The 26,710-nt window shown below is 71.2% G+C and carries 25 protein-coding genes and 1 pseudogene; 11 read left to right on the top strand and 15 right to left on the bottom strand.

Annotated elements, in window-relative coordinates:
• Positions 1–101: 101 nt before the first annotated feature.
• Positions 102–890, bottom strand: coding sequence for a VOC family protein (locus tag ACT1U9_RS17770; RefSeq protein WP_444533706.1), 789 nt, complete (start codon positions 888–890; stop codon positions 102–104).
• 316 nt (positions 891–1,206) lie between these two features.
• Here ACT1U9_RS17770 and ACT1U9_RS17765 point away from each other — a divergent pair, with 316 nt between their 5' ends.
• Complete coding sequence (locus ACT1U9_RS17765) at positions 1,207–1,854, top strand: TetR family transcriptional regulator (protein ID WP_067162989.1); 648 nt, start codon at positions 1,207–1,209, stop codon at positions 1,852–1,854.
• A gap of 99 nt (positions 1,855–1,953) precedes the next feature.
• On the opposite strand, the gene ACT1U9_RS17760 is transcribed toward ACT1U9_RS17765, so the two are convergent.
• Together ACT1U9_RS17760 and ACT1U9_RS17755 are read right to left on the bottom strand one after the other, a co-directional pair.
• On the bottom strand, positions 1,954–2,493 hold the full coding sequence (locus ACT1U9_RS17760; protein ID WP_444533705.1) for a nitroreductase/quinone reductase family protein: 540 nt from the start codon (positions 2,491–2,493) through the stop codon (positions 1,954–1,956).
• Positions 2,493–3,680, bottom strand: coding sequence for an acyl-CoA dehydrogenase family protein (locus ACT1U9_RS17755; protein ID WP_444539152.1), 1,188 nt, complete (start codon positions 3,678–3,680; stop codon positions 2,493–2,495). The genes ACT1U9_RS17760 and ACT1U9_RS17755 overlap by 1 nt, the downstream gene beginning before the upstream one ends.
• A 157-nt stretch (positions 3,681–3,837) precedes the next feature.
• Here ACT1U9_RS17755 and ACT1U9_RS17750 point away from each other — a divergent pair, with 157 nt between their 5' ends.
• Positions 3,838–5,004, top strand: a complete 1,167-nt coding sequence (locus tag ACT1U9_RS17750) for a thiolase C-terminal domain-containing protein (RefSeq protein WP_444533704.1) — start codon at positions 3,838–3,840, stop codon at positions 5,002–5,004.
• A 168-nt stretch (positions 5,005–5,172) separates the two neighbouring features.
• Here ACT1U9_RS17750 and ACT1U9_RS17745 read toward each other — a convergent pair whose 3' ends face one another.
• Positions 5,173–5,583 carry a Zn-ribbon domain-containing OB-fold protein gene (locus ACT1U9_RS17745; RefSeq protein ID WP_444539151.1) on the bottom strand — a complete coding sequence of 137 codons (411 nt, stop codon included), beginning with the start codon at positions 5,581–5,583 and terminating at the stop codon, positions 5,173–5,175.
• Between the two features lie 11 nt (positions 5,584–5,594).
• Positions 5,595–5,714: pseudogene (locus ACT1U9_RS17740) on the bottom strand (DoxX family protein); the annotation flags it as partial.
• Between the two features lie 220 nt (positions 5,715–5,934).
• Between ACT1U9_RS17740 and ACT1U9_RS17735 the strand changes: the two are divergent.
• The 4 genes from ACT1U9_RS17735 (at position 5,935) to ACT1U9_RS17720 (ending at position 11,039) form a co-directional block, all read left to right on the top strand.
• Positions 5,935–7,074 carry a flavin-containing monooxygenase gene (locus ACT1U9_RS17735; protein WP_444533703.1) on the top strand — a complete coding sequence of 380 codons (1,140 nt, stop codon included), beginning with the start codon at positions 5,935–5,937 and terminating at the stop codon, positions 7,072–7,074.
• 252 nt (positions 7,075–7,326) lie between these two features.
• Complete coding sequence (locus ACT1U9_RS17730; RefSeq protein WP_444533702.1) at positions 7,327–9,552, top strand: acetate--CoA ligase family protein; 2,226 nt, start codon at positions 7,327–7,329, stop codon at positions 9,550–9,552.
• Positions 9,549–10,385, top strand: coding sequence for an enoyl-CoA hydratase/isomerase family protein (locus ACT1U9_RS17725; RefSeq protein ID WP_444533701.1), 837 nt, complete (start codon positions 9,549–9,551; stop codon positions 10,383–10,385). Before ACT1U9_RS17730 ends, ACT1U9_RS17725 begins: the two co-directional genes overlap by 4 nt.
• 57 nt (positions 10,386–10,442) lie before the next feature.
• Positions 10,443–11,039, top strand: a complete 597-nt coding sequence (locus ACT1U9_RS17720; RefSeq protein WP_444539150.1) for a flavin reductase family protein — start codon at positions 10,443–10,445, stop codon at positions 11,037–11,039.
• A gap of 6 nt (positions 11,040–11,045) precedes the next feature.
• Here the strand turns inward: ACT1U9_RS17720 and ACT1U9_RS17715 are convergent, their stop codons facing one another.
• On the bottom strand, positions 11,046–11,945 hold the full coding sequence (locus ACT1U9_RS17715; protein ID WP_444533700.1) for a sigma-70 family RNA polymerase sigma factor: 900 nt from the start codon (positions 11,943–11,945) through the stop codon (positions 11,046–11,048).
• Positions 11,946–12,052: 107 nt separating this feature from the next.
• On the opposite strand from ACT1U9_RS17715, the gene ACT1U9_RS17710 reads away from it, so the two are divergent.
• Positions 12,053–12,814 carry an SDR family oxidoreductase gene (locus tag ACT1U9_RS17710; protein ID WP_444533699.1) on the top strand — a complete coding sequence of 254 codons (762 nt, stop codon included), beginning with the start codon at positions 12,053–12,055 and terminating at the stop codon, positions 12,812–12,814.
• Positions 12,815–12,987: 173 nt separating this feature from the next.
• On the opposite strand, the gene ACT1U9_RS17705 is transcribed toward ACT1U9_RS17710, so the two are convergent.
• Together ACT1U9_RS17705 and ACT1U9_RS17700 are read right to left on the bottom strand one after the other, a co-directional pair.
• On the bottom strand, positions 12,988–13,602 hold the full coding sequence (locus tag ACT1U9_RS17705) for a hypothetical protein (protein ID WP_444533698.1): 615 nt from the start codon (positions 13,600–13,602) through the stop codon (positions 12,988–12,990).
• 27 nt (positions 13,603–13,629) lie between these two features.
• A complete protein-coding gene (locus ACT1U9_RS17700; RefSeq protein WP_444533697.1) occupies positions 13,630–14,922 on the bottom strand; it encodes an MFS transporter in 1,293 nt (430 codons plus the stop codon).
• A 266-nt stretch (positions 14,923–15,188) separates the two neighbouring features.
• Here ACT1U9_RS17700 and ACT1U9_RS17695 point away from each other — a divergent pair, with 266 nt between their 5' ends.
• On the top strand, positions 15,189–16,181 hold the full coding sequence (locus ACT1U9_RS17695; RefSeq protein WP_444533696.1) for a GlxA family transcriptional regulator: 993 nt from the start codon (positions 15,189–15,191) through the stop codon (positions 16,179–16,181).
• 9 nt (positions 16,182–16,190) lie between these two features.
• Here the strand turns inward: ACT1U9_RS17695 and ACT1U9_RS17690 are convergent, their stop codons facing one another.
• From ACT1U9_RS17690 to ACT1U9_RS17680, 3 genes are all read right to left on the bottom strand, one after another.
• Complete coding sequence (locus ACT1U9_RS17690; protein WP_444533695.1) at positions 16,191–17,240, bottom strand: Zn-dependent alcohol dehydrogenase; 1,050 nt, start codon at positions 17,238–17,240, stop codon at positions 16,191–16,193.
• Positions 17,237–18,370, bottom strand: a complete 1,134-nt coding sequence (locus ACT1U9_RS17685) for an acyl-CoA dehydrogenase family protein (RefSeq protein WP_444533694.1) — start codon at positions 18,368–18,370, stop codon at positions 17,237–17,239. The genes ACT1U9_RS17690 and ACT1U9_RS17685 overlap by 4 nt, the downstream gene beginning before the upstream one ends.
• A gap of 115 nt (positions 18,371–18,485) precedes the next feature.
• On the bottom strand, positions 18,486–19,400 hold the full coding sequence (locus ACT1U9_RS17680) for an SDR family NAD(P)-dependent oxidoreductase (RefSeq protein WP_444533693.1): 915 nt from the start codon (positions 19,398–19,400) through the stop codon (positions 18,486–18,488).
• A gap of 85 nt (positions 19,401–19,485) precedes the next feature.
• Between ACT1U9_RS17680 and ACT1U9_RS17675 the strand changes: the two genes are divergently transcribed.
• Positions 19,486–20,412: a cyclase family protein gene (locus tag ACT1U9_RS17675; RefSeq protein ID WP_444533692.1), complete on the top strand. Its 927-nt coding sequence runs from the start codon at positions 19,486–19,488 to the stop codon at positions 20,410–20,412.
• Positions 20,413–20,689: 277 nt separating this feature from the next.
• Here the strand turns inward: ACT1U9_RS17675 and ACT1U9_RS17670 are convergent, their stop codons facing one another.
• The 3 genes from ACT1U9_RS17670 to ACT1U9_RS17660 form a co-directional block, all read right to left on the bottom strand.
• Positions 20,690–21,205, bottom strand: coding sequence for an ATP-binding protein (locus ACT1U9_RS17670; protein ID WP_188277104.1), 516 nt, complete (start codon positions 21,203–21,205; stop codon positions 20,690–20,692).
• Positions 21,206–21,665: 460 nt separating this feature from the next.
• Complete coding sequence (locus tag ACT1U9_RS17665; protein ID WP_444533691.1) at positions 21,666–22,529, bottom strand: acyl-CoA dehydrogenase family protein; 864 nt, start codon at positions 22,527–22,529, stop codon at positions 21,666–21,668.
• Positions 22,529–23,662: an acyl-CoA dehydrogenase family protein gene (locus ACT1U9_RS17660; RefSeq protein WP_444533690.1), complete on the bottom strand. Its 1,134-nt coding sequence runs from the start codon at positions 23,660–23,662 to the stop codon at positions 22,529–22,531. Before ACT1U9_RS17660 ends, ACT1U9_RS17665 begins: the two co-directional genes overlap by 1 nt.
• Positions 23,663–23,846: 184 nt before the next feature.
• Here ACT1U9_RS17660 and ACT1U9_RS17655 point away from each other — a divergent pair, with 184 nt between their 5' ends.
• Entirely contained in the window at positions 23,847–25,346 is a 1,500-nt protein-coding gene (locus ACT1U9_RS17655; RefSeq protein ID WP_444533689.1) for a class I adenylate-forming enzyme family protein, read from the top strand.
• A gap of 130 nt (positions 25,347–25,476) precedes the next feature.
• Here ACT1U9_RS17655 and ACT1U9_RS17650 read toward each other — a convergent pair whose 3' ends face one another.
• Complete coding sequence (locus ACT1U9_RS17650; RefSeq protein ID WP_444533688.1) at positions 25,477–25,851, bottom strand: STAS domain-containing protein; 375 nt, start codon at positions 25,849–25,851, stop codon at positions 25,477–25,479.
• A 230-nt stretch (positions 25,852–26,081) separates the two neighbouring features.
• On the opposite strand from ACT1U9_RS17650, the gene ACT1U9_RS17645 reads away from it, so the two are divergent.
• Positions 26,082–26,663, top strand: coding sequence for a sigma factor (locus ACT1U9_RS17645; RefSeq protein ID WP_444533687.1), 582 nt, complete (start codon positions 26,082–26,084; stop codon positions 26,661–26,663).
• Positions 26,664–26,710: the final 47 nt, after the last annotated feature.

The following is a 26,710-nucleotide window of genomic DNA, read 5'->3' as shown; positions in this document are numbered from 1 at the left end:
TCTTCCTGCCGGAGGTGTCCGGTGGCCAACCCGTGCCCTGATCGGGATGTCTCCCCTCGATCCGGACACCCTTCACTCCCTTACGGATCGGACTCGTCCTCTTACCGATCGGGCCGGTCCTGCTGGAGGATCGCGAAACTGGCACCCTGGTTGTCGCTGATGACGGCCATCCGCCCGTACGGAATGTCGAACGGGTCGGCGATGATCCTGCCGCCCAGATTGACGCAGGACGCGGCGCTCGCGTCGCAGTCGCCCACCGCGAAGTACACGAGGAAGTGGTCGGGCATCTCCGCCGGGAAGCTGTCGCCGAGCAGGCTGCGGCCGCCGAAGGCGGTGTCGGGGCCGGGCTCGGAGCCCGCCGGGGACCAGGTGCGGAAGTCGCCGTCCGTCCCGTCCAGGTCCTGGCCCTCGAAGCCGAAGACCGCCTCGTAGAACGCGTCCGCCCCCTCCGGGTCGCGCGCGTAGACCTCGGTCCAGCAGAAGGCGCCCGGTTCGCCGATCTTCTCGAAGCCGGTGTGACTGCCCGCCTGCCACAGGCCGAAGACCGCGCCGCCGGGGTCGGCGGCCACCGCCATCGTCCCGTACGGAGGAACCGCCACCGGATCCGTCACCAGCTGGCCGCCCGCCGCTCTGATGCGGACGGCGAGGGCCTTGGCGTCGGGGGTCGCGAAGTAGACGCCCCAGGCGGTGGGCATCCGGCCGTCGCGCTTGGGGACGAGGGCGGCGACGCGCTTGTCGCCGCTGAACGCGTTCGTGTAGAAGCCGTACTGCTCCTCGGCGTCGTCGTCGAACGTCCAGCCCATCAGCGCGCCGTAGAAGCGCTTGCCCGCCGCGAGGTCGGGCAGCGTCACATCGGCCCAGCACGGCGCGCCTTCCGGAAATCCGTCCATGCGCCTGGTTCCTTCCTGGGGTGGCCCGGCTCAGGTGCCTGTTGCGCCGTGCCTCTACGCGGTGAAGTTAACGGCCGCTCCCCTGCCTCGCAGCGGCATTAATCGAACAAGCGATCTACTTTCCGATCACTTTAGCCGCGTACGCCCTTTTCCCGCACGGGTTGTCCACAGAACGTGTCCACAGGCTGTTGATAACACCATTCGAGTGGCGGACGCCCTCTCGAACCGGCGGCCCGATCAACGCCCCCGTCAACCCCCGGCCCCCATTTGCAGTCGGCCGAATCGCGCTCCGATCACCCCTCGGTAAGCTGACGGCATGACAGGACAAGTACGCACCGTCGACGGCCGCGTGGCCGGCCGACGCGGCCAGGCGACGCGGCAGAAGCTGCTCGACTGCCTCAGCGAGATGCTCAGCTCCTCGCCGTACCGGGACGTCAAAGTCATCGACGTGGCCCGGAAGGCGGGTACTTCACCCGCGACCTTCTACCAGTACTTCCCCGACGTCGAGGGCGCCGTCCTGGAGATCGCGGAGGAAATGGCCAAGGAGGGCGCGGCGTTGACCTCCCTCGTGGAGGGCCGCTCCTGGGTCGGCAAGGCCGGCTGGCAGACGGCGGAGGAACTCGTCGAGGGATTCCTCGACTTCTGGCGCAAGAACGACGCGATCCTCCGCGTGGTCGACCTGGGCGCGGCCGAGGGCGACAAGCGGTTCTACAAGATCCGCATGAAGATCCTCAACTCCGTGAACAACTCCCTTACGGACGCGGTCAAGGAGCTCCAGTCGAAGGGCAAGGTCGACAAGGACGTCAGCCCCGCGGCGATGGCGGGCTCCATCGTCGCGATGCTCGCGGCGGTCGCCTCGCACCAGAAGGGCTTCCAGACCTGGGGCGTCAAACAGGCCGAGCTCAAGCCCAACCTGGCGCTGCTCGTGCATCTGGGCATCACCGGCAAGAAGCCTACGAAGTAGGCGTGGCCGCACCCGCGGTTGGAGCAGCAGCGGTCACCGTGACGCGCGCGTGGATGACGCCCGCGCGGTGATCCCCGGGGCTTTTCGCCCCAAGTCCTGTCACGCCGGCGGTGGTTCACCAAGGTGAGCCCCGCCGGCGTTCTCCTTCCCGGCTTCCCTCACGACGAGTCTGAAGAGCCGGATCTCGCGCTCGACGCGCGCCTGATATGCGGCGTACGGCGGCCAGAACGCCAGCGCGGCCCGCCAGGCGGCCGCCCGCTCCTCACCCGCCAGGAGCCGCGCCCGCACGGGGATGTCCCGCCCCTTCCAGCTGATCGAGACATCCGGGTGGGCCAGCAGATTGGCGGTCCAGGCCGGATGCCCCGGGCGCCCGAAGTTGGACCCGACGAGCAGCCAGGTCCCGCCCTCCTCCGGCATACAGGCGAGCGGAGTCGTGCGTACGAGCCCCGACTTGGCCCCGCGCGCGCTGAGCACGACCCCGGGCAGCATGCGCGCGCTCGGCAGCACCTTGCCCCGGGTGAGCCGGTGGACGGCCCGGTCCATCGCCGGGACGAAGCGGGGCGCGACCTTCGCGAACGCGCGCGTGGCGGACACCTTCTGGACGAGCCGGGCGGCGAAGCCGGAAGGCGCCGGGGCCATCAGAGGACCGCCTTCGCGCGCGTGGCCGTCGTGAACAGGCCCGCCCCGGCCGCCGCGTGCGCGCGCAGCAGATGGAGCGGGCCGAACAGCAGCTCGTCGGAGGCCGCGCGCTTGAAGTACAGATGCGCCTCGTGCTCCCAGGTGAAGCCGATGCCGCCGTGCAGCTGGACCGCCTCGGCCGCCGTCGCCCGCAGCGCCTCCAGGGCCTGGGCGAGCGCGAGGCCGCCCGCGGACGGATCCCAGGTCGCGTAGTACGCCGCCGAACGCGCCGCCTGCACCTGTACGTACCGGTCGGCGAGGCGGTGCTTGACCGCCTGGAAGGACCCGATGGGCCGCCCGAACTGCTCGCGCTCCTTGACGTACGCCACGGTCCGCTCCAGCGCCTGCGCGGCGGCCCCGACGGCCTCGGCGGCGAGACAGGTGGCGGCGGTGCGGCCGGTGTGCGTGAGGGCCGTCAGATGGTCGGGCCCGTCATCCGCACCCAGCAACTCCCCCTCGGCATCCCTGAATTGCACCCGGGCCTGTGTGCGGGTCTCGTCGAGGGCGGTCCGGCGGGTCCGGCTCACCCCGGCGGCGTCCCCTCGTACAAGGAAGAGGCGGGCGCGGCTGCGGGCGAAGCCGCCGGTGTGGGCGGCGACGATCAGGAGGCCGGCGGTGTGGCCGTCGAGGACCTGGTCGGCCTCGCCGTACAGCTGCCAGCGTCCGTCGGTCTGCCGTGCCTGTACGCCCCCGGCGCGGCCGCCGCCCGCCCAGGTGCCGTCGGTGTTCTCGCCGGTCAGGCCGAGGGCGAGCGGGAGGCTCCCGCCGGGGACGACGAGGGTGGCGGTGAGCTCGCCCCGGGCGAGGGCGGGCAGGTGGGCACGTTTCTGCGGCTCGGTGCCGAGGGCGAGGAGCAGCGGTGCGGCGAGGGCGGCGGTCGCCAGGAGCGGTGAGGGCAGCAGGGCGCGGCCGGTCTCCTCGCAGGCGAGGGCGAGTTCGGCGGGGCCGCAGCCGACTCCGCCGTACTCCTCGGGCACGGCGAGCCCCGGCAGCCCGAGCTCGGCGGAGAGGCGGTGCCACAGGGTCGCGTCGTGGCCTTCGGCGGTGCGTACGGCCGCCTTGACCTCGTCGGGGCCGCAGCGCTTGGCGAGCAGGTCGTGGAGGGTGCGGCGGATTTCCCGCTGCGGGTCGGTGAAGTCGACGTCCATGGCGGTCATGTCCTCCCTGCGGCGGAGCGAGCCGCTTGGCGCGGTGCGGGGCGGTGTTGTGCGGGTGGCCCGGCGCGGCTCGGCGAATCGATCTGACGGTACATCAGATTCATCCGCCCGACCCCGGGAGCGATTTATCTGATGTACCGTCAGATTCATGGCTGGAGCCCTCCCCCGCAAGGTCGCCGTCGTCGGCGTGGCCCTCTCCGACACCGGGCGCGTGGACGACCTCACCCCGTACGCCCTGCACGCCCAGGCCGCCCGCCGGGCGCTCGCCGACTCCGGGCTCGACCGGAGCGTCGTCGACGGCTTCGGCTCTGCGGGCCTGGGCACGCTCGCGCCTGTCGAGGTGGCCGAGTATCTGGGGCTGCGGCCCGCATGGCTGGACTCGACGGGGGTCGGCGGGGCGACCTGGGAGGTCATGGCCGCGCATGCCGCCGACGCGATCGCCCTCGGGCATGCCAATGCCGTGCTCCTGGTGTACGGGTCCACTGCGCGGGCCGACATCAAGGCCGGGCGGCGTACGTCCAATCTGTCGTTCGGTGGGCGCGGGGCGCTGCAGTTCGAGGTGCCGTACGGGCACACTCTGATCGCCAAGTACGCGATGGCTGCGCGGCGCCATATGCATCAATACGGGACCACCGTCGAGCAGTTGGCGGAGGTCGCGGTGCAGGCTCGGGCGAATGCGGGTGCCAACCCCGACGCGATGTTCCGGGATCCGATCACCGTCGACGATGTCCTGTCCGGGCCGATGATCGCCGATCCGTTCACCAAGCTGCACTGCTGCCTCCGGTCCGACGGGGGGTGTGCGGTGCTGCTCGCGGCGGAGGAGTACGTGGCGGATTGCGCCAAGGCGCCTGTGTGGGTGCTGGGTTCGGGGATGGCCATGTCGCATACGGCCATGTCCGAGTGGGAGGACTTCACCGTGTCACCGGCTGCGGTGTCCGGGCGTATCGCCTTTGAGCGGGCGGGAGTTCGGCCCGGTGATGTCGATGTCGCCGAGATCTACGACGCTTTTACGTACATGACGCTCGTCACCCTTGAGGACCTCGGGTTCTGCGGGAAGGGGGAGGGTGGGGCGTTCGTGGAGAAGGGGCGGCTGCTTCGGGACGGGGCGTTGCCGGTCAACACGGATGGTGGGGGGTTGTCCGCGTGCCATCCCGGGATGCGGGGGTTGTTCTTGATTGTGGAGGCGGTGACGCAGTTGCGGGGGGAGGGGGGCGCGGGGCAGGTCTTGAAGGCTGGCCGCCTTCCGGAACTGGCCGTTGCGTCGGGGACGGGTGGGTGGTTCTGCTCGTCGGGGACGGTTGTTCTTGGGCGGTGAGCGCTCCGCGCTGGGTGCGTTGTTTTTTGGGTGCGGATCGTGGGGGCTGGTCGCGCCCACGCGGCGGAGCCGCAAATTGACACAGCCCCGCGCCCCTGTAGGTGGCCGGGATCGCAACGGACCCCACTTCCCCGCGCCCCTAAAGGGGCGCCCACCGCCAGCCCGTATTTAAGGTGCTCTGAACACCGGCACCGCCAACCCCTCCCCCGCCCCCCGGAAATCCACTCGCAACTCCATCCCCACCCTCAGCTCCGACTCCCCGCAGCCCACCACCTCCGTCATCATGCGTGGGCCCTCCGCCAGGTCGACCACCGCTGCGGTGTAGGGGACGCGGGTGTCGAACGGGGGGAGGTCGTTGCGGTGGACGACCGACCAGGTGTACAGCGTGGCTCGGCCGCTTGCCAGTTCCCAGGTGACGTCCTCGCTCCAGCAGTGGGGGCAGAACTCACGGGGGTAGTGATGTGCCCGCTTGCACGCCGCGCAGCGGCGGATCAGCAGGCGGCCGGCGGCCGCCGCGTCCCAGTAGGCGCGCGTGAAGGCGTCGGTCTCGGGCACGCTCGCGTCGGGGAACGGGATCATCGGCATGGGCATCAGAAGAGTCCGATCGTGTGGTCGAGAGACCAGGTCTGCCACGACATCGCGAAGAGGGCGACCAGGGAGATCAGACCCATCATCGCGTTCCGCCCCTGCTCCGCCCAGTCGTGGATCATGTGGATTGGTCTCCTGTTTCTGACAGTACGTCAGTTCAGCGGACACCGACGGCTCGCGCAAGGGTGCGCGCAAGGAGCGCACTTCGCGACTCGCGCGCACCATCCGTCCACCACCCTCCCACCGCCCGACCACGATGGACTGCGGAGCGTGATTGATTCGTAACCGATTCAGGTCTTGACCGAGACCCATCAAGTAGCTGCGCCGTTACGCTCAGCTGTCATGGCCACCAACGACCCCACTCGTCCTGTGTACGTCATCGGGGGCGGCCCGGGCGGGCTCGCCGTCGCCGCCGCACTGCGCGTGCGGGGCATACGGGCCGTCGTCCTGGAGAAGTCCGACGCCCTCGGGGCCTCCTGGCGCCGCCACTACGACCGGCTCCATCTGCACACCACCCGCCGGCTCTCCGCGCTGCCGGGACTGAAGATGCCCCGCTCCTTCGGGCGGTGGGTCGGCCGCGACGACTTGGTGCGGTATCTGGAGACGTACGCGCGCGTGCATGAGCTGGAGACCGTCACGGGGGTCGAGGTCTCCCGGGTCGAGCGGGCTGATGGCGGGTGGTTGCTGCATGCCACCGGTGGGCGGCGGCTGACCGGGCGGGCCGTCGTGGTGGCGACCGGGTACAACCACACGCCGTATCTGCCCGAGTGGCCCGGCGCCGACGCGTACACCGGGGAGCTGCTGCACGCCGGCCGCTACCGCGACCCGGCCCCGTACGCGGGCAAGGACGTACTCGTCGTCGGCAGCGGCAACACGGGCGCCGAGATCGCCGTCGACCTGGTCGAGGGCGGGGCCGGGCGGGTGCGGCTCGCGGTGCGGACCGCGCCGCACATCCTGCGCCGCACCACAGCGGGCTGGCCCGCGCAGGCGTCCGGGATCCTGGTGCGGCGGCTGCCGGTACCGCTGGTGGACCGGGCGGCCGACGCGGTGTGCCGCCTCTCGGTGCCCGACCTGTCGGAGAAGGGGCTGCCCCGGCCCACCACCGGCCTCTACGCGCGCGTACGTGAAGGCGCGATCCCCGTGCAGGACGTCGGCCTGATCGCCGCCGTGCAGAGCGGGCGGGTGGAGCCGGTGGCAGCGCTTGAGTCGTTCGAGGGCGCCAAGGCCGTCCTCGCCGACGGCACCGTGGTCTCGCCCGAGGTCGTCGTCGCGGCCACCGGGTACCGCCGCGCCCTGGAGGGCCTGGTCGGCCACCTCGGCGTACTCGACGGGCGCGGCCTGCCCACCGCCCACGGCCGCCGCACCGCGCCCGACGCCCCCGGCCTCCACTTCACCGGGTTCACCAACCCCATCAGCGGGATGCTGCGCGAGCTCGGCATCGACGCGCGCAAGATCGCGAAGGCGATCGCGGCCTCCTCCTGAACCGTCCTCCTGAACACCGGCGGTCCCGCCCCGTAGTTGGCGCAATGCCGACGGGTATCCCGCACCCGGGCGGGTACGGGATCCGTACCCGGCGGGACCTCCGCGTGTTCCGGAGCCTTCGGTGAGCCCTCAACAGCCTTTGCCCGCACGACGGTTCCTGACTGGTCGTCAGGTCTGTAATCTGACTATGCGTCAGTTACTTGCCAGTTACGCAAGAGCCATGTTGGCCATCGACCAGGAGCGGGCGGAACGATGCTTGGATCGACTCACGGCACCCTCACGACCGACTTCCGCGCACGGGTGGTCGCCTGCGGCGAGCAGCCGGGGAACGGCGCCGTCCACGGCACGGCCGCGGCCGAAGGCGACCTGGACGTCAGCGGCCGCCCGCTGTACGCGCCCGTGCCCGACCTGGACCGGTTCTTCCGGCCCGAGTCCTTGGCCGTGATCGGCGCCTCCGACGCCGAGGGCCGCCCCAACACGGGGATCACCCGCCAGCTGATCGCCTGGGCGGAGAGAGTGGGCGCCCGGGTCCATCCCGTCCATCCCACGCGCGAATCGGTCTTCGGGCTCGCCTGCTCGGCGTCCGTCGCCGACCTGCCCGAGCAGGTGGACCTGGCCGTGCTCCTGGTCGCCGACCCGCTGCCGCTGATCGACGAACTCGCCGAGGCCAAGGTGAAGTTCGCGGTCGCGTTCGCCTCCGGGTTCGCCGAGAGCGGCGAGGACGGCGCCGCCGCACAGGAGAGACTGGCGGCGGCCGTCGCGCGGTCCGGGATGCGGCTGCTCGGGCCCAACACCAACCTCAACGCCTTCGAGCGCTTCCGCGACGACCTCGACGGACCCGCGATCGCCCTGATCACCCAGTCCGGCCACCAGGGCCGCCCGCTCTTCGCCCTCCAGGAGCTCGGCATCCGCCTCTCCCACTGGGCACCCACCGGCAACGAGGCCGACCTCGAAACCGCCGACTTCATCTCGTACTTCGCCGAGCGCCCCGAGGTCGGCGCCATCGCCTGCTACCTGGAGGGCCTGAAGGACGGGCGCTCATTCCTGCTCGCCGCCGACCGGGCGGCACGCGCGCGCGTGCCCGTGGTCGCGGTCAAGGTCGGCCGCACCGAGACCGGCGCGCGCACGGCCGCCTCCCACACCGGCAAACTGACCGGCGCGGACCAGGTGGTGGACGCGGCGATGCGGCAGTACGGCGTGATCCGCGTCGACGGTCTCGATGAACTCCAGGACACCTCGGCCCTGTTGGCCCGGGCCCGTAAACCCGTCGCCGACGGCGTCGTCGTCTACTCGATCTCGGGCGGTACGGGCGCGCACTTCGCGGACCTCGCGACGGCGGCCGGGCTCACCCTGCCCACCCTCTCCGACGCCAAGCAGGCCGAGCTGCACGAGTGGATACCGTCATATCTGAACGTGGCCAACCCGGTCGACAACGGCGGCCACCCGGTGGGCGACTGGCGCGGGCCGAAGATCATCGACGCGATCCTCGCCGACCCGGCGGTGGGCGTGCTCATCTGCCCCGTCACCGGCCCGTTCCCGCCGATGAGCGACAAGCTGGTGCGGGATCTGGTGGACGCGGCGGAGCGCACGGACAAGCTGGTGTGCGTGGTGTGGGGCTCGCCGGTGGGGACCGAGGCCGCCTACCGCGAGACGCTGCTCGGCTCCTCCCGCGTCGCCACCTTCCGTACGTTCGCCAACTGCATCGGGGCGGTACACGCCTACCTCGGGCACCACCGGTTCACCGCCGCCTACCGCTCGCCCTTCGACGAGGCGCCACGCGTGCCGTCCCCCTCGTTCCGCAAGGCGCAGGCGCTGATGCGGCCGGGGCAGCAGCTCAGCGAGCACGCGGCGAAGCAGCTGCTGCGGGCGTACGGGATCCGGGTGCCGCGCGAGCAGCTGGTGACCAGCGCGGCGGCGGCCGTACGCGCCGCCGGGCAGGTCGGCTACCCGGTGGTGATGAAGGCCTCCGGCACCCGCCTCGCCCACAAGACCGAACTCGGCCTGGTCAAGGTCGGGTTGACGTCGGCGAGCCAGGTGCGCGACGCGTACCGCGAGCTGACCGACATCGCCCGGTACGAGGAGGTCGACCTCGACGGTGTCCTCGTCTGCCAGATGGTGGCGCGGGGCGTCGAGATGGTAGTCGGCGTCACCCACGACCAGCTCTTCGGCCCGACCGTGACCGTGGGTCTCGGCGGGGTCCTGGTCGAGGTCCTGGGCGACGCGGCCGTACGCGTACCGCCGTTCGGTGAGGAGCAGGCCCGCGACATGCTCGCCGAGCTGCGCGGCCGTACGCTCCTCGACGGTGTACGCGGCGGACCACCCCTCGACGTCGACGCACTGGTCGAAGTGGTGCTGCGGGTGCAGCGCATGGCGCTGGAACTGGGCGGCGAGATCCGCGAGTTGGACATCAATCCCCTGGTGGTCCTGGAGCGCGGGCAGGGCGCGGTGGCGCTCGACGCGCTGGTGGTGTGCACATGAGCTCTCCTTCCGCCGGGGTGCCTCCCACGGACATGGTCCTGCACACCACTGACAACGGCGTCTCATGGATCACGCTCAACCGGCCCGAGGCGATGAACGCCGTCACCTGGGACCAGCGGGAACGCGTGATCGCGCTGCTCGCGGACGCCTCGGCCGACCCGGCTGTACGGGCCGTCGTGCTCACGGCGACGGGGAAGGGGTTCTGCGCGGGGGCGGATCTGCGGGGCGCCGGGCCGGGCGGTGGTGGCTCGTCCGGGGGCGGTGAGCGCGTGCCCGGTGATGTGGCCCGCACCATCCGGCTCGGGGCCCAGCGCCTCATCGCCGCCGTGCTCGACTGCGAGAAGCCGGTGATCGCGGCCGTGAACGGCACGGCGGCCGGTATCGGCGCGCATCTGGCGTTCGCCTGCGACCTGGTGCTGGCGGCCGAGTCGGCGAAGTTCATCGAGGTGTTCGTACGGCGTGGGCTCGTCCCGGACGGCGGTGGTGCGTATCTGCTCGCGCGTCTCGTCGGGCCGCAGCGGGCCAAGGAGTTGATGTTCTTCGGGGACGCGGTGCGGGCGGTGGACGCGGAGCGGATGGGGCTGGTGAACCGGGTGGTGCCCGACGCCGAGCTCGCGGCCGTCGCCGGGGAGTGGGCCCAGCGCCTGGCCGCCGGTCCGACCCGCTCGATCGTCCTGGCCAAGCAGTTGGTGAACGCGTCGCTGGACGGCGACCGTACGACCGCGTTCGCGGCGGAGGCGGCGGCTCAGGAGATCAACATGACCACCCAGGACGCCCAGGAGGGCGTGGCGAGCTTCGTGGAGCGCCGGACACCCAAGTACCGGGGCCTGTAAGACTTCCAATCTGACGAACCGTCAGGTTCAATGAAAATTATGATGGGACACGAAGGGATGGCGGCGACCGTCGTCCGATACCTGAGGTCCGTCGGCGCGGCCGCCACTGCCGCCGCCGAGCCCGTCGAAGCCCTTCCCCGGCCCGCGTTACGGGCCGTACGCGACGACGAGCGGCTGCCCGTCGACCCGGCCGAGTTCCGTGGCGTACTGGGCCACTTCGCGACCGGCGTCACCGTCGTCACCGCCCACGACGACGCCGGCCCCACCGGCTTCGCCTGCCAGTCCTTCGCCTCCCTCTCCCTCGACCCGCCGCTGGTCGTCTTCATGGTCGGGCGTACGTCGACGACCTGGCCGCGCATCGCGCGCGCTGGCGTCTTCTGCGTCAACATCCTGGGCGCCGAACAGGGGCCGCTGTGCCGGGCGTTCGCGGTCAGCGGCGCCGACAAGTTCGCGGGCGTCGGCTACGACGCGGCCCCCGTGACCGGCTCCCCGCGCCTGCACTCCGTACCGGCGTGGGTCGACTGCCGCATCCAGACCGTGCACACCGGCGGCGACCACCTGATCGTGGTCGGCCGTGTGGAGGCCCTCGGCGGCGCGGCCGAGGGTGAACCGCTCCTGTTCCACCGGGGCAGGTTCGGGCGGTTCACCCCGTAACAGCGCTTAGAGCCTGTCCTGGGCGTCGAGTGCCGCGATCTCGATCCCGGCGATACGGTCCGGGTCCGCGATGACGTCGATCTCCGTGATCGCGCCGTCCACGATCGTGAAGCAGAGCACGATGACCAGACGGCCGTAGGGAGCCATGGCCAGGCCGACCTGCCCGTCGACCAGTGCCACTCCGGTGAACTGCGCCCGGCCGATGGCGGCCATCGCGGCCTTCGCCACGGTGTGGCCGCCGTCGAGGACCACCGGTTCCGGGGTGGGGATGACCCAGCGGTCCGCGTTCAGCACCACGTCGGGGTGGAGCAGGGTGACCAGCGTCTCGAAGTCCCCGCCGCGTATCGCGGTCAGGAAGGCGTCGACGACCGGACGCCGACGGGCCAGGTCGGCCGCGGGTGCCGGGCTGCTGCCCTTGACCCGGCGGCGGGCGCGGCTGGCCAGCTGGCGGGCGGCGGCCGGGGTCCGCTCGATCATCGGGCCGATCTGGTCGAACGGCACGGCGAACATGTCGTGCAGGACGAACGCCAGCCGCTCGTCCGGCGCCAGCGTGTCCAGCACCACGAGCAGCGCCAGGCCCACCGACTCGGCGAGCACCGCCTCCTGTTCGGGGTCGACGCGCTCCTGCGGCCCGGCGGCCACGTCGGGCACGGCGTCCGCCTCGTAGGACTCCTCGGGCCGTGACTTCCGCGCGCGCAGCACGTTGAGACATACCCGCGCCACGATTGTCGTCAGCCAGCCGGTGATGTTCTCGACATCGCTCACATCGGCCCGGCTGACGCGCAGCCAGGCGTCCTGCACGGCGTCCTCGGCCTCGCTCAGCGAGCCGAGCATCCGGTAGGCGACCGCGCGCAGATGGGCCCGGTCGGCCTCGAAACGCTCGGCCGGCAATGCGTGCTCGTCCATCGTCACATTCCTCAATCGGGGCGTGTCAGAAAAGCAGAACCCCGAAAACGTACCGACTACGACCGGGCGCGCAACGCCCCCGGTCCGCACAACTCCCGGAGAACGCAATGACGTCAACGATCCTGGTCACCGGCGGCACCGGCACCCTCGGCAAGCACATCGTCCCGCTCCTGCGCGACGCCGACCGCAAGGTGCGGGTGCTGACGCGGCACGGGCGGGCGGGGGCGGACGGGGTTTCGTATGTCACCGGTGACCTGCTCGCCTCCTCGGGTGTCGACGAGGCCGTCGCCGGGGCCGATGTCGTGCTGCACCTCGCGGGTGGGCCGAAGGGTGATGCCGAGGCGACCGCCAACCTCACGCGCGCCTGCGCCCGGGCGGGGGTTGAGCATCTGGTGTACATCTCGGTCATCGGGGCGGATCGGGTGCCGTTGGGGTGGTTCGCGTCGAAGTTGGAGGCGGAGCGGTCTGTGGCGGGGTGTGGGGTGCCGTGGACTACGTTGCGGGCCGCGCAGTTCCATGACCTGGTGCTGGGGATGATGTCGAAGATGGCGAAGTTGCCGGTGGTGCCGGTGCCTCGTGCGGTGCGGCTTCAGCCGGTGGACGCGGGTGAAGTGGCCGCGCGGCTTGTCGAGCTCGCGCTCGCCTCACCCGCTGGGCTGGTTCCCGATCTGGCGGGGCCCAAGGTGTACGGGATGGGGGAGCTTGCCCGTACGTATCTGGCGGCGGTTGGTAAGCGGCGGCCGCTTCTGCCCGTACCGATGCCCGGTAAGGCGGGGCGGGCCTATCGGGCCGGGGAGAACCTCGCGGGCGAGGGGGCCGTGCGGGGGGAGCGGACTTGGGAGGCGTTTCTCGCGGAGCGAGTGGGGTGACCCTTCGGGTGCGGACCGTGGGTGGCTGGTCGCGCAGTTCCCCGCGCCCCTTATATGGCCGTCTCTTGTCTGCGGACCGTGCGTGGCTTGTCGCGCAGTTCCCCGCGCCCCTAGTAGGCACCCGGCAGCGAACCGCGCCCCATGTAGGGCACCCGGCACCGAGAAGTGGCCCGTCACCACACCTTCGTACTCATCGGCTTCCGCTCGCTCGTCACCACCGTCACCGTGCCGTGGTCGCCATATACCTCTTTGCGCCAGGTTGCGAAGACCTCGGCCACTCGGTCTGCCGCGTAGGTCGCCTCGGGGCGGAAGTCGGTGGTCACCTCGGCCACGGTCATGTTGATCTTGCCCGCGATGCGTACGCGTACGTCGGTGACCGATTCCAGTTGGCCGTCGTCCGCCTTGGTGGCGTGGGCGGTGTAGTACGTCATGAAGTCCTTGGTCATGCCGTACCAGCCCGCCTCGCCGCACGGCCCGGCGCCGTCCGTGACCTGACCGTCGGTGGGCGGGCCGGGCGTACCGGTGTCCTCGTCCGTGGGCGGGCCCGGCGTGCCCGTGTCCTCGTCCGTGGGCGGACCGGGCGTGCCCGTGTCCTCGTCCGTCGGCGGGCCCGGCGTACCGGCCCCGTCGTCCGTCGTGTCGCAGTTCTCCGGCGTCGCCGAGGACTGGACCGGGGACGGGGTCGGCGCCGCGCCCGCGTCAGACCGCTCCGTTCCGCAGCCCGCCAGCGTGGCGCAGGCGAGCAGGGCCGCGAGAGCCGTCCCCGTACGTATCCTCTGTGTCCGCATGCGCGCACCCCCTTCCCTCAGAGGGGATCACGCGAGCGCCGGTTCCGGCAAAGAGGGGGTGCGGGAGCCGGGGCGGCGGATCACCAGGGCCATCAGGGCGGCCACGGCGCAGAGCGCGCCAGAGCCGTACCAGACCATGTCGTACGAGCCGAAGGCGTCGCGCGCGAGGCCGCCGAGGAAGGCGACCACGGCCGCGCCGACCTGGTGGGAGGCGAGCACCCAGCCGAAGACGATGGCGCTGTCGTCGCCGTAGTGCTCACGGCAGAGCGCGAGCGTCGGCGGGACGGTGGCGACCCAGTCCAGGCCGTAGAAGACGATGAAGAACAGCATCGGTGGATGGATGGAGGGCGCGAGCAGCATCGGCAGGAAGAGGAGCGAGATGCCGCGCAGGGCGTAGTACGTGGCGAGCAGGCGGCGGGACTCGAAGCGGTCGGTGAGCCAGCCGGAGAAGATCGTCCCGGCGACGTCGAAGACGCCGATGACCGCGAGCAGTCCGGCGGCGGCCGTCACGGGCATCCCGTGGTCGTGCGCGGCGGGCACGAAGTGCGTCTGGATCAGGCCGTTGGTGGATGCGCCGCAGATCGCGAAGGTGCCCGCGAGCAGCCAGAACGGTCCGGTGCGTACGGCCCGGGCGAGCACCTTCAGCGCGCGGGTCGCCGCGCCGGGCACGGGTGCGGGCTTCTCGACGTACGTGTCCGAGCCGTACGGGGCGAGGCCCACGTCCGCCGGGTGGTCGCGCAGCAGCAGCCACACGAACGGGACCACCGCGAGCGCGGCGAGCGCGACCGTGACGGCGGCCGGGCGCCAGCCGTGGTGCTCCACCAGCCAGGAGAGCACGGGCAGGAAGATCAGCTGCCCGGAGGCGGAGGCGGCGGTCAGGATGCCGGTGACCAGGCCCTTGCGGGCGGTGAACCAGCGGTTGGTGACGGTCGCGGCGAACGCCAGCGCCATCGACCCGCTGCCCAGGCCCACGAGCAGGCCCCAGTAGAGCATCAACTGCCAGGCGGAGTGCATGAAGACGGTGAGCCCGGACCCGGCCGCGATCACGGTCAGCGCGACCGCCACGACCCGGCGGATGCCGAACCGGTCCATCAGGGCGGCGGCGAAGGGCGCGGTGAGCCCGTACAGCGCGAGGTTCAGGGACACCGCCGCGCCGATCGTCCCGCGCGACCACCCGAACTCCCCGTGCAGCGGATCGATCAGCAGCCCGGGCAGCGACCGGAAGGCGGCCGCGCCGATGATCGTCACGAACGTTACGGCGGCGACGAACCATGCGCGGTGGATACGGGACGGGGGCGCGGCGACGCTTGTCTGGGGCATGCCACCCAGCTTCCCGGCCCCGCCCGGCCCGAACGAGTGGCCGGATGGCCACGGTTCGCAGGAATCGGGCCACGGGCCCCCGCACCCCTGAGGAGGGCCCGAAGGGCCCATCAAGGGGCGCGGGGAACTGCGCGAGCAACCCGGCACGATCCGCAGCCGACCAGATCCCTCGGAGAGTTTCGGGAAGGGGCGGGGTGGGGGAACTCACCCCACCGAACCCGGCGCACACTTGTCCGTGAAGCCTCCCCCGGAAGGAGCCGCCGCCCGTGACCCACCCCCGCCCCCACCACGTCGCCGTCCTAGCCCTCGACGGCCTGCTCCCCTTCGAGCTGGGCATCCCGCAGCGGATCTTCGGGCGGGCAAGGGCCGAGGACGGGGCACGGGAGTCGCTCTACACCGTGACCACCTGCTCGATACGGCCACCGGGCCCCGTCCAGACCGACGCCGACTTCGCCGTACTCGTAGAGCACGGACCCGAGGTACTCGCCGAGGCCGACACCATCGTGGTGCCCGCCTCGCACGAGCTCGGCCCGGTGTACGAGGAGGGCGTGCTCACGCCCGCACTCGCCGACGCCCTCGCGCGCGTACGCCCCGGCACCCGCATGGTCTCCATCTGCACCGGCAGCTACGTACTGGCCGCCGCCGGGTACCTCGACGGGCGGCCCGCCACCACGCACTGGATGCACGCCGAGCACTTCCAGGAGCTCTTCCCGAACGTCGACGTCGACCCGGACGTGCTGTTCGTCGACGACGGGGACGTGCTGACCTCGGCCGGCGTCGCCGCCGGGATCGACCTGTGCCTGCACATCGTCCGGCGCGACCACGGCGCGGCGGTCGCCAACGAGGTGGCGCGCCGCACGGTGGTGCCGCCGCACCGCGACGGCGGCCAGGCCCAGTACATCCAACGCCCGCTCCCCGAGCCCCAGTTGGCGACCACGACCACCGCGCGCGCCTGGGCGCTCGGACGCCTGGAGGAGCCGATCCAGCTGCGCGACATGGCCGAGCAGGAGGCCATGTCCGTACGGACGTTCACGCGCCGGTTCCGTGAGGAGACGGGCCTGAGCCCCGGCCAGTGGCTCACCCAGCAGCGGGTGGAACGCGCCCGGCACCTCCTGGAGTCCAGCGACCTGTCCGTGGATCAAATAGCGCGCGCGGCCGGATTCGGCACGGCGACCTCGCTGCGCCAGCACCTGCAGACCGCGCTGGGCGTCCCACCGACGGTGTACCGACGTACGTTCCGGGCGGGGGCACACAGCTGAGCCCGGGGCTCAGAACGTCAGCACCCCCCGAGCCACCCGCCCCTGCCGTGCGTCGTCCACCGCCTTCGCGAAGTCCTCGACCGCGTACACCTCGGTGACCAGCTCGTCCAGGAGCAGCGCGCCCGAGCGGTAGAGGTCGGCGTAGCGCGGGATGTCGTACTGGGGGCGTGAACTCCCGTACCGGCAGCCCAGGATGGACTTGTCCAGGAACATCGCGGCGGGCGCGAACGTCGCCTCGGCGGTCGGCGCGGGCATGCCGAGCAGGACGGCCTGGCCGTGCCGGTCGAGCAGGTCGACGGCGCTGCGGACGAGGGCTGGGTGGCCGACGCACTCGAAGACGTGGTCGGCGCCGGTCGGCAGCACCTCGCGTACGCCGTCCGCCGACGCCAGGAAGTGGGTCGCGCCGAACGTGCGGGCGGCCGATTCCTTCGCCGGGTTGGTGTCGACCGCGACGATGGTGCGCGCACCCGCGATCCGAGCGCCTTGAATGACATTGAGGCCGATGCCGCCGGTGCCGATGACGACGACGGTGTCGCCGTACTCGACCCGCGCCCGGTTCAGTACGGCCCCCACGCCCGTGAGCACCGCGCAGCCGATCAGCGCGGCCGAGGTCAGCGGCACGTCGTTGGGGATCCGTACCGCCTGCACGGCCTTCACCAACGTCCGCTCGGCGAAAGCGGAGTTGGCGGCGAACTGGTGGACCGCCTCCCCGCCCCGCGAGAACGGCCGCCCGGGCCGTCCGATGGCCTTGCGGCACATCGTGGGCCGCCCCCGGTCGCAGTCGGCGCAGGCACCGCAGTTGGCGAGGGTGGAGAGCGCGACGCGGTCGCCGGGGGCGACGTGGGTGACGCCTTCACCTGTCGCCTCCACCACGCCCGCGCCCTCGTGGCCGAGCACCACGGGTACGGGAAAGGGGATCGTCCCGTCGATCACCGACAGATCGGAGTGGCAGAGTCCGGCGGCGGCGACAGCCACCAGGACCTCACCGGGCCCCGGACCCCGTACTTCCAGATCATCCACCACCTGCGTCCGCGTGCCATCGAACAGAACACCTCTCACTGGCCCCGAGCCTCCCTCGGCAGGCCGAGCACGCGCTCGGCGATGATGGTGCGCTGAATCTCGTCCGAGCCGCCGTAGATGGTGTCGGCGCGGGAGAAGAGGAACGAGCGTTGCTGCGCGTCGAGTTCGTACGGCCGCTCCTCGCTCCAGTCGTACGGACCGACCGCGGCCTCCGCGCCCCGTACGGCCATCGCGAGCTCGCCCAGACGCTGGTGCCAGCCGCCCCAGAGCAGTTTGGCGACGCTGGGGGCGGCGGTGTCGGGGGCGCCGAGGGTGCGCAGCGCGTTCCAGCGCATGACGCGGAGGTCGGCCCATTGGCGTACGAGGCGGTCGCGGAGGACGGGGTCGCGGATGTCCCCCGCTTGCCTCAGAACGCCCTCCAACTCCTCCTCGAATCCGATCTGTTGAACCAGCGTGGACACTCCGCGTTCCACTTCGAGCAGGGCCATGGCGACGCGCCAGCCGTCGCCGTCGGCGCCGACGATGTGATCGGGTTCGGCTCGGGCGCCGTCGAAGAAGACCTCGTTGAACTCGCTCGTCCCCGTCATCTGCCGGATCGGCCGGACCTCGATCCTGCCCGGCTGGTCCATGGGGACGAGGAGGAAGGAGAGGCCGTGGTGGCGGCGCGAGCCCGGTTCGGTGCGGGCCAGGACGAAGCACCAGTCGGCGTCGTGCGCGTGCGAGGTCCAGATCTTCTGGCCGGTGACGCGGTAGGCGCCGGTGGCGTCGCGGGTGGCGGTGGTACGGACCGCCGCGAGGTCGGAGCCGGCGTCGGGTTCGCTGTAGCCCTGGCACCAGAGCTCCTCGCCTCGGGCGATGGGGGGCAGGAAGCGTTCTTTCTGCTGGCTGGTGCCGTACGCGATGAGGGTGGGGGCGAGCAGGTTCTCGCCGATGTGGCCCAGGCGCGGTGGGGTGTTGGGTGTACGGGCGTACTCCTCGGCCCAGACCACCTGCTGGGTGAGGGTGCCTTGCCGGTTCCCGTGCCGCTCGGTCCATCCGAGGCCGATCCATCCGGCCGCGCCGAGGGTGCGCTCCCAGGTGCGGGAGGTGCCCTCGGCGGGATGCGCGTCCAACCAGGCGCGCGTGTCCGCCCGGAACGCCTCGTCGTCGAGGGAGAACCCGAAGTCCATACCATCGCCTCTCGTTCGTGCGCTGGAAATTCCCCCACCCCACCCCTTCCCGAAAGCCTCCGGCGGTTGTCGGTCGGCCGCCCAGGGCTTTCGGGAAGGGGCGGGGTGGGGCCTCCTACGCGTTCGGGCGTTCCGCCCGTTCCGCTGCGCGTGCCATCTCCTCCAGCCGCGCCAGCATCGGCATCGGATCCACCCCCACCGTCCCCGGGAGGAACTCCGCAATCCGGGACGGGGTCCAAGGGCCGTCCGACACGTACCCCGCCCGCAGCTCCCGCGGCTGCGCCCACACCGCGATCTTCGGCCCCGCGACCGTGTACACCTGCCCCGTGATGCCCTCCGAGCGGGCGCGGTCGCTCAACAGGTAGACCACGAACGCCGCCACATCCTCCGGCGAGCCGATCTCCGTAAGCTCCATGGGAACGTTGGCAGACATCCGCGTACGGGCGACCGGCGCGACCGCGTTCGCCGTGACCCCGTACTTGTGCAGCCCAAGCGCGGCGCTGCGCACCAGCGAGATCACCCCGCCCTTCGCGGCGCTGTAGTTGGCCTGCGCCACGCTCCCCTGATGGTTGCCGCTGGTGAAGCCGATCAGGGTGCCGGAGCCCTGTTTGCGCATCACGGCGGAGGCCGCGCGGAAGACGGTGAAGGTGCCCTTCAAATGGGTGGCGACCACCGGGTCCCACTCCTCCTCCGTCATGTTGAAGAGCATGCGCTCGCGCAGGATGCCCGCGACGCACACCACCCCGTCCACCCGCCCCCACCGGGCCAGCGCGGTGTCCACGATGCGCTGGCCGCCCGCCATCGTCGAGATGTCGTCCGCGATGGCGACCGCCTCGCCGCCCGCCGCCTCGATCTCCTTGACCACCGCGTCGGCGACCGTACTGGTGGGCTCGGCGCCCTCGACCGAGACGCCATAGTCGTTGACGACGACCCTGGCCCCCTCGGCCGCCGCCGCCAGCGCCACCGCGCGGCCGATGCCGCGCCCCGCGCCGGTCACGGCGACCACCTTGCCTGCCAAGAAGTTCCCCATGCCGGCCCCTTCCCGCGGTTTCTGACGGACCGTTAGATTTTATGGCCCGGCGGACGCCGGAAGACAACCCCCGGGGAGGACTCTTATGCCGATGCCCGCCGAGTTCCTGGACATCGCCAAGCGCCTTAACAACTGGGGACGTTGGGGGCCCGACGATGAAATCGGGACCCTCAATCTCGTCACCGACGATGTCGTACGCGACGCCGCCGCCACCGTCCGCACCGGCCGCCGCATCCCGCTCGCGCTGCCCCTGGAGCAGAACGGCGTCCAGACCGGCCTCATCCCCGGCCGGGTCAACCCGCTCCACACCATGGTCCAGATCAACCAGGAGATCTTCGGCCCCGGCACCGTCGCCACCAGCGACGACGCCGTCACCTTCGGCCTCCAGGCGGCCACCCACTGGGACGCGCTCACCCATGTCTCGCACTCCGGCCGCATCTACAACGGCCGCCCCGCCGGCACCATCACCGCCCACGCGGGGGCGGAGTTCAGCGGCATCGAGAAGCTCACCCACATCATCTCGCGCGGGGTGCTGCTGGATGTGGCGCGCGCCCACGGCCTCGACCGGCTGCCCGGGGACCACGCCGTCACCCCCGAGGACCTCGACGCGGCCGAGGAGCTGGCGGGAGTCACCGTCCGTGCGGGCGACATCGTGCTCGTACGCACCGGGCAGATCCAGCTCTGCCTCGGCGGCGACAAGCACGGGTACGGTTTTCCGTCGCCGGGGCTCTCGATCCGTACGCCCGAGTGGTTCCACGCGCGCGATGCGGCGGCGGTCGCCAACGACACGCTCACCTTCGAGATCTTCCCGCCGGAGATCGAGAACCTGTGGCTGCCGGTGCACGCCCTCGATCTGGTCGAGATGGGCATGCTCCAGGGGCAGAACTGGAATCTCGAAGAGTTGTCCACAGCCTGTGCGGAAGAGGGGCAGTACGCGTTCCTGCTGTCGGCGATGCCGGAACCGTTCGTCGGCGCCACGGGGAGCCCGGTCGCACCCGTCGCCGTTCTCTGAGAGGAACCCTCCACGGGTGGCGGCGCGTCATGCGCACCCCGAGCACGGCACCACGGCCGCCACCCGGCTCCGCGCGCATGCCCAGCTCCTCATGCCCTGAAGAGCGTTGCCCTGAGCCGACGCCGAGCCACGACCCGCACTCGCCGAGGAGAACCAGGACCGACCCGGAACGGAACATGGACCAGTCCACGCCCTCGGCGTCCCCTCGCGACGAATCGCTCACCCAAGGGTGATCAGAGCACCACTGCGCGTCAACACCTAGCGAAAGCTTTGCCGCTTACGCCCGATTTGTGACGGCGCACGACGGCTCGTACACGCCCGGCTCGAACGCCCCGCCCGCGAGCTCCGGCGCGCCCCTGTCGGCCTCACAGCCGCCCCCCGCGCCACAGCCGCGGTCCACCTCGCACCAGATCGACTTGCCCGCGCCCTCCGGCTGCCAGCCCCACCGGTCGGCGAGGCCGTCGACCAGCTCCAGGCCGCGGCCGTTGGTGTCGTCCCCGTCCGCGTGGCGCGGCTTGGGCGCGCGTGCGCTGCTGTCGGCCACCTCCACGCGGACGGTTCCGCCGTCGGCCGGCCCGCCGACGGGTCCGAAGAGCATCCGCAGCACGGCCGGACAGCCGGTGTGCACCACGGCGTTGGTCACGAGTTCCGAGATCAGCAGGATCAGGGTCTCGGCGAGCGGCTCGTCGAGCCTTATCCCTGACCCGGCCAACCGCGAGCGGGCCCATCTGCGAGCGCGCCCCACCTCGGCGGGGTCGGCTCCGACCTCCAACTGAACCTGAAGCACCTGCACCGCTCACACCATCCGAACCGGCGGACACATCGCCTCGCGCCTCGTGAAGCTCACAGAACGTGATTTCCGTACGAGACAGCATGGTTGACGTACAGTCACCGCAACAAGCGCTTCGGGCATATTCCAGCGCGAAGGAGTACGCGTGGTGCATACTGTGCGACGCACATTGCGGGGGGTCGAACAAGGGCACGCAGGATGCCTGGGGGATCGCACCCCACGGAGGGTACCCGAGGGCGGCCCCGACTCCGGGCCGTGACGGGTCCCTTGAAGGACACAACCCGATATCGACGCTCGGTGACGATCCATCACCCTTCGGCCAATGCTCCGTCAGACTCCGGCCACACACTGTGTATCCACGCTCGTGGGCGCTTGGCGAGACACCCCGGTTCGCCTTACGAGACAGACCGGTTCGTCACGCGTAATACCTTACGAGACACACCGGTTCGCCATCCGGGACGCCTTATGCGATCCCGGCCGCCGACTCCTCCAGTGCCCGTGCCTGAAGCTCCAGCGCGAGCGCGGTGGGAGGCCAGCGCTCGCACCGCACCCACGCCCGCTTCAGATGCAGATGGACGTCCGCCTCCCAGGTGAAGCCCATCCCGCCGTACACCTGGAGGCAGTCGCGCGCGCACTCCACGGCCGCCTCGTCGGCGAGCAGCTTGGCGCCCACGATCTCCACCGGATCCCCGGTGACGGCGGCCGCGTACACGGCCGCGCGCGCGACCTCCGTACGGACCAGCATCTGCGCGCACAGATGCTTGACGGCCTGGAACGCGCCGATCGGCTGCCCGAACTGCTCGCGTTCTCGGGCGTGTTGGACCGCCATCTCGGTGGTGCGGCCCGCGCTGCCGAGCTGTTCGGCGGCGGTGAGCAGCGCGCTTTCCGCGGAGCCGTCCGCGCCCGGCACTCGGTGGAGCGGTGTCAGCGGGTCGATCGAGCGGATCGGCTCGGCACCGGTGACGTCTCCCCGTACGACGTCGGCCTCCGCCAGCCACTCCACCAGGCCGCCGTCCGGCGCCGCCACCACCGTCTCGCCCTCCGCCGCGCCCTCGACGGCCCCCGCCGCCAGATGCGTGGCGATCAGTGGCCCGGGCAGCAGCGCCCGCCCGGCCTCCTCGAAGAGCAGCACGGCCTCGGGCAGCCCGAGCCCCACCCCGCCGTCCTCCTCCGGCAGCCGCAGCGCGAAGAACCCGGCCGCGCCGAGCTCCCGCCACAGCCCGCGGTCGAGCCCCGCCCGCAGCGTCTCGCGGTCGAGTCGCCGGGAGAGAAGCGCACGCAGGCTGGACTTCAACGCCCTTTGGTCATCGCTCAGTTGGAAATCCATCAGCGTCCCTTCGGCAGGCCGAGGATGCGCTCGGCGACGATGTTCCGCTGGATCTGCGAGGTGCCGGCGGCGATGGTGTACGAGAGGGAGGACAAGCGGTCGAGGGTCCATTCGCGGTCCAGGTCGAGCGCGTCGGGGCCGAGGACGGCGGCGGCCGCGTCGTACAGGTCCTGGCGGGCGTGCGAGTAGCGGAGTTTGAAGACCGAGCCGCCGGCGCCGGGGGCGCCGCCACCGCGCTCGGACTCGCTGACGTTCCACTGGATGAGCCGCCAGAGCGCACTGAACTCCGCGTACAGACCGCCGAGTCGGCGCCGGATCACCGGATCGTCCCAGCGGCCGTTCTTGTGCGCCTCGGCGGCGATCTCCGCCAGGACGCGACGGCAGGCGACGACCTCGCCGACGAACGCCGTGCCCCGCTCGTACGACAGCGTCACCATGGTCACGCGCCAGCCGTCGTTCTCGGCGCCGACCCGGTTGGCGACCGGGACGCGCACCTCGTCGAGGAACACCTCGGCGAACTCGGCGGACCCGGCGAGGGTGCGCAGCGGGCGCACGGTCACGCCGGGTGCGTCCATCGGCATCGCGAGCCAGGTGATGCCCCGGTGCTTGAGCGCGTCCGGGTCGGTGCGGACGAGCAATTCGCACCAGTCGGCGACCTCCGCGTGCGAGGTCCAGATCTTGGCGCCGGTGACGACGTACGCGTCCCCGTCGCGCACCGCGCGCGTGCGCAGCGACGCCAGGTCGGAGCCCGCGTCCGGCTCGCTGAACCCCTGGCACCACACCTCGTCCCCGCGCAGCACCGGCGCCAGCCAGCGCGCCCGCTGCCCGGGCGTCCCCTCGGCGGCGATGGTGGGGCCCGCGTGCAGCAGCCCCACGAAGTTCGCGCCGACATAGGGCGCCCCGGCCCGCTCGGTCTCCTCCAGGAAGATCAGCCGCCGGGTCGGGGAGGCGTCCCAGTGCACGTCGGCGTACCCGGCGTCGTACAGCCTCCGCTGCCAGCCGGTGTCGTACGCGCGCCGCCCGGGCCAGTCCGAGGGGTCCGGCCTGGGCGGCAACCCCGGCAGCACGGCCGCGAGCCACGCCTTGAGCCCTGCCCGGAACTCCTCGTCCTCCGCGCCGTACGTGAGGTTCACCGGCGGCCTCCACCCCTCGTCGGGCTGCTGTCTGGTGGCGCTATCTGATGGTCCGTCAGATAGCAGGCTAGCCGCGCACCTATGGACCGACAAGCGGTGCGGGCCTACGCTCTCCGCACCGATCTGACGTTCCGTCAGTTATGAGGGTTACGTTCCGACGTTCCCAGGAGCGAGGAGTACGGCGATGAACGACACCGCACATGAACTCGGCGCCTCCCGCACGCTCTGGGAGCTCGTCGAGCGCCGCGCCGCGCTCACCCCCGACCGGCCCGTGTTCCTCGCCGACGACCGCGTCCTCACCTTCGGCGAGCTGCGCGCGCGGGGTGAGCGGGTGGCGGCCGGGCTGTACGGGATGGGGGTGCGGGCCGGGACCGTGGTGGCCTGGCAGCTGCCGACCCGGATCGAGACGGCGCTGCTGTCGTTCGCACTGGCCCGGCTGGGGGCCGTGCAGTCGCCCGTCATCCCGTACTACCGGGAGCGTGAAGTGGGGTTCGCGCTGCGGGAGTCGGGGGCGGAGTTCTTCGCGGTGCCGGGGGTTTGGCGGGGGTTCGATTATGTGGCGATGGCTCGGCGGGTGGGGGCGCGGGGTGTTTTCTCCGCGTACGACGTGCTGCCGGATGGGGATCCTGGTGTGCTGCCTCCGCCGCCCGTCGACGGTACTTCTGTGCGGTGGATCTACTGGACGTCGGGGACCACTTCCGCGCCCAAGGGTGTGTTGCATACCGATCGGTCGCTGCTGGCGGGTGGGGCGTGTTTGGCGCATGCGCTTCGTCCGACTTCGGATGACGTCGGCTCTGTGGCCTTTCCATATGCCCATATCGGTGGGCCCGATTACACCGTGATGCTGCTTCTGTACGGCTTTCCTGCCGTCCTGTTCGAGCATTTCGCGTTGCCGGAGGCGTTGGGGTCGTATCGGCGGCATGGGGTGACGATTGCGGGTGGGTCCACCGCGTTCTACTCGATGTTCCTTGCTGAGCAGCGTCGGCAGCCGGGGGTGCCGATCATTCCTACGTTGCGGCTGCTCGCGGGTGGGGGTGCGCCCAAGCCGCCCTCTGTTTACCACGCCGTGGTGCGGGAGTTGGGGTGTCGGCTTGCCCATGGGTACGGGATGACCGAAGTCCCGATGATCACTATGGGGTCGCCGGATGACAGCGAGTCCGACCTGGCTACGACCGAGGGGCGTCCGCCCGAGGGGATGTCCATACGGATCGTGGATGGGGAAGTGCGGCTTCGGGGCGAGGCTGTTTGTCGGGGGTATCTGGATTCCTCGCAGAACGCGTCCGCGTTCGACGCGGATGGGTATTTGAGGACCGGGGATCTTGGTCACCTGACCGCCAGTGGGCATCTGGTGCTTACCGGGCGGCTCAAGGACGTCATTATCCGCAAGGGGGAGAACATTTCCGCGGCGGAGGTCGAGGAATTGCTGCATCGGCATCCGGGCGTTGGGGATGTGGCGGTTATCGGGCTGCCGGATCCGGATCGCGGGGAGCGGGTTTGTGCGGTGGTCGAACTTGCGGCGGGGGGTGGGGAGTTGACCCTTGGCTCGGTCACCGCGTTCCTGCGGGGGGAGGGGCTGGCCACGCACAAGTTGCCGGAGCAGCTTGAGGTGGTGGCGTCGCTGCCTCGCAATGACACCTTGCGGAAGGTGTTGAAGTACGTGTTGCGGGAGCGGTTTGGGGGGTGAGGGTGTTTTGCCGGGTGCGGGTTGTGTGTGGCTGATCGCGCAGTTCCCCGCGCCCCTAAAAGCGTAGGTGGCCCCCGACGTCATCTCGCGCCGACAGAGCTCAGCTGTCGGTGCCCCTCCCGATCTCACCTCACGCCGACAGCGGCTCGGCCTCGTCCCTCGCTGCCGCCTCCACGTCCCCGTACACGTCGAACAGGCGGCGCACGCCCAGTGCGGCCAGGACTCGGTTTACGTGGGAGCCCTCTACCGCTCCCCTCGCAGGGAGGATCAGGCGTAGGCGGCCCTGGCAGGAGCGGATCAGGCGGCGGGAGGCGATCAGGACGCCCACGCCGCTGGAGTCGCAGAAGAGGACTCCGGAGAGGTCCAGGACCAGGTCTCGGCGGCCTGCCGCCACCGCCTCGTGGACCGCCTGGCGTACCTGCGGTGCCGTTACCAGGTCCAGTTCGCCCTGGACGCGCACCACGGCCCATCCGCCCTGCTCGGTCTCGTTCACCATCAGCGTCACGCGTCCGGACCTCTCTGTGCAGTCGGTCCCCGTCCGTCCCTTGCGCGACTGCCCGGTGCGGGCCGTACGAAACCCCTCGCGCCTTACCACGACCTGCCCTTTCGGGGGCGCACTTGCTGCAAACGAGCGCGTCTTTCGGACCCCCGCACTACATTCGAAGGGACACGAGTGCACAGGGGCACGGACAAAAGGTACGGAACGGGCAACACGGCACACGGTTGGGGAGCCGCATGGCGAAGGACGCACCACCGCGCTGGGATCGCAGGATGCAGCAGCGCCTGGCGCGCGGCGAGGCGGCCGCGCTCGGCGAGCTGTACGACCGGTTCGCCTCACTCGTGCACAGCCTCGCCCACCGCGTCCTCGGTGACGACTCCGCCGCCGACCAGATCACCCGCGAGGTGTTCGGGTACGTGTGGGAGAACCCGGACGCGTACGACCCCAAGCAGGGGTCCATGCGGTCCTGGGTCGCCAGGCTCACCCAGCGCCAGGCCGTACTGCGGCTGCGCCAGGCCGAGGCCGCGCAGTACGCGGAGCACGGCGGCGGCTCCGCCGAGGAGCTGGAGGCGAAGGTCCTGCGCGCCTCGGCCGCAGCCCGCGCCGACTACATCGTGACGTCGATGCCCGCACCCCTGCGCCAAGCGCTTGAACTCGCGTACCACGGCCGCCGCAACTACCGGCAGGCCGCCGCCGACCTCGCGATCACCGAGGACGAGGCCCGGCGCAGGCTGCGGCTCGGGCTCCAGTTGCTGTCCACCGCCAACACCCGCCCGCCGGAGGGCTCCGCGCCGCCCGGTTACGGACGCGCCCGGTGAACGGGCCGGTGGAGCACGGACCGGCGCTGCCCGACGACGAGAACGGC

Origin of the sequence: Streptomyces sp. BR1 (assembly GCF_052373795.1) — a bacterium.
Classification (GTDB): domain Bacteria; phylum Actinomycetota; class Actinomycetes; order Streptomycetales; family Streptomycetaceae; genus Streptomyces.
Note: the sequence above shows the minus strand (reverse complement) of the source record. Positions and strands in the feature narration are given on the sequence as shown.

Excerpts from the sequence above, each read along its gene's own strand:
- ACT1U9_RS17770 (WP_444533706.1), bottom strand. The coding sequence starts at position 890 with ATGGACGGATTTCCGGAAGGCGCGCCGTGCTGGGCCGATGTGACGCTG.
- ACT1U9_RS17765 (WP_067162989.1), top strand. The coding sequence starts at position 1,207 with ATGACAGGACAAGTACGCACCGTCGACGGCCGCGTGGCCGGCCGACGC.
- ACT1U9_RS17760 (WP_444533705.1), bottom strand. The coding sequence starts at position 2,493 with ATGGCCCCGGCGCCTTCCGGCTTCGCCGCCCGGCTCGTCCAGAAGGTG.
- ACT1U9_RS17755 (WP_444539152.1), bottom strand. The coding sequence starts at position 3,680 with ATGGACGTCGACTTCACCGACCCGCAGCGGGAAATCCGCCGCACCCTC.
- ACT1U9_RS17750 (WP_444533704.1), top strand. The coding sequence starts at position 3,838 with ATGGCTGGAGCCCTCCCCCGCAAGGTCGCCGTCGTCGGCGTGGCCCTC.
- ACT1U9_RS17745 (WP_444539151.1), bottom strand. The coding sequence starts at position 5,583 with ATGATCCCGTTCCCCGACGCGAGCGTGCCCGAGACCGACGCCTTCACG.
- ACT1U9_RS17735 (WP_444533703.1), top strand. The coding sequence starts at position 5,935 with ATGGCCACCAACGACCCCACTCGTCCTGTGTACGTCATCGGGGGCGGC.
- ACT1U9_RS17730 (WP_444533702.1), top strand. The coding sequence starts at position 7,327 with ATGCTTGGATCGACTCACGGCACCCTCACGACCGACTTCCGCGCACGG.
- ACT1U9_RS17725 (WP_444533701.1), top strand. The coding sequence starts at position 9,549 with ATGAGCTCTCCTTCCGCCGGGGTGCCTCCCACGGACATGGTCCTGCAC.
- ACT1U9_RS17720 (WP_444539150.1), top strand. The coding sequence starts at position 10,443 with ATGGCGGCGACCGTCGTCCGATACCTGAGGTCCGTCGGCGCGGCCGCC.
- ACT1U9_RS17715 (WP_444533700.1), bottom strand. The coding sequence starts at position 11,945 with ATGGACGAGCACGCATTGCCGGCCGAGCGTTTCGAGGCCGACCGGGCC.
- ACT1U9_RS17710 (WP_444533699.1), top strand. The coding sequence starts at position 12,053 with ATGACGTCAACGATCCTGGTCACCGGCGGCACCGGCACCCTCGGCAAG.
- ACT1U9_RS17705 (WP_444533698.1), bottom strand. The coding sequence starts at position 13,602 with ATGCGGACACAGAGGATACGTACGGGGACGGCTCTCGCGGCCCTGCTC.
- ACT1U9_RS17700 (WP_444533697.1), bottom strand. The coding sequence starts at position 14,922 with ATGCCCCAGACAAGCGTCGCCGCGCCCCCGTCCCGTATCCACCGCGCA.
- ACT1U9_RS17685 (WP_444533694.1), bottom strand. The coding sequence starts at position 18,370 with ATGGACTTCGGGTTCTCCCTCGACGACGAGGCGTTCCGGGCGGACACG.
- ACT1U9_RS17680 (WP_444533693.1), bottom strand. The coding sequence starts at position 19,400 with ATGGGGAACTTCTTGGCAGGCAAGGTGGTCGCCGTGACCGGCGCGGGG.
- ACT1U9_RS17675 (WP_444533692.1), top strand. The coding sequence starts at position 19,486 with ATGCCGATGCCCGCCGAGTTCCTGGACATCGCCAAGCGCCTTAACAAC.
- ACT1U9_RS17665 (WP_444533691.1), bottom strand. The coding sequence starts at position 22,529 with ATGGATTTCCAACTGAGCGATGACCAAAGGGCGTTGAAGTCCAGCCTG.
- ACT1U9_RS17655 (WP_444533689.1), top strand. The coding sequence starts at position 23,847 with ATGAACGACACCGCACATGAACTCGGCGCCTCCCGCACGCTCTGGGAG.
- ACT1U9_RS17645 (WP_444533687.1), top strand. The coding sequence starts at position 26,082 with ATGGCGAAGGACGCACCACCGCGCTGGGATCGCAGGATGCAGCAGCGC.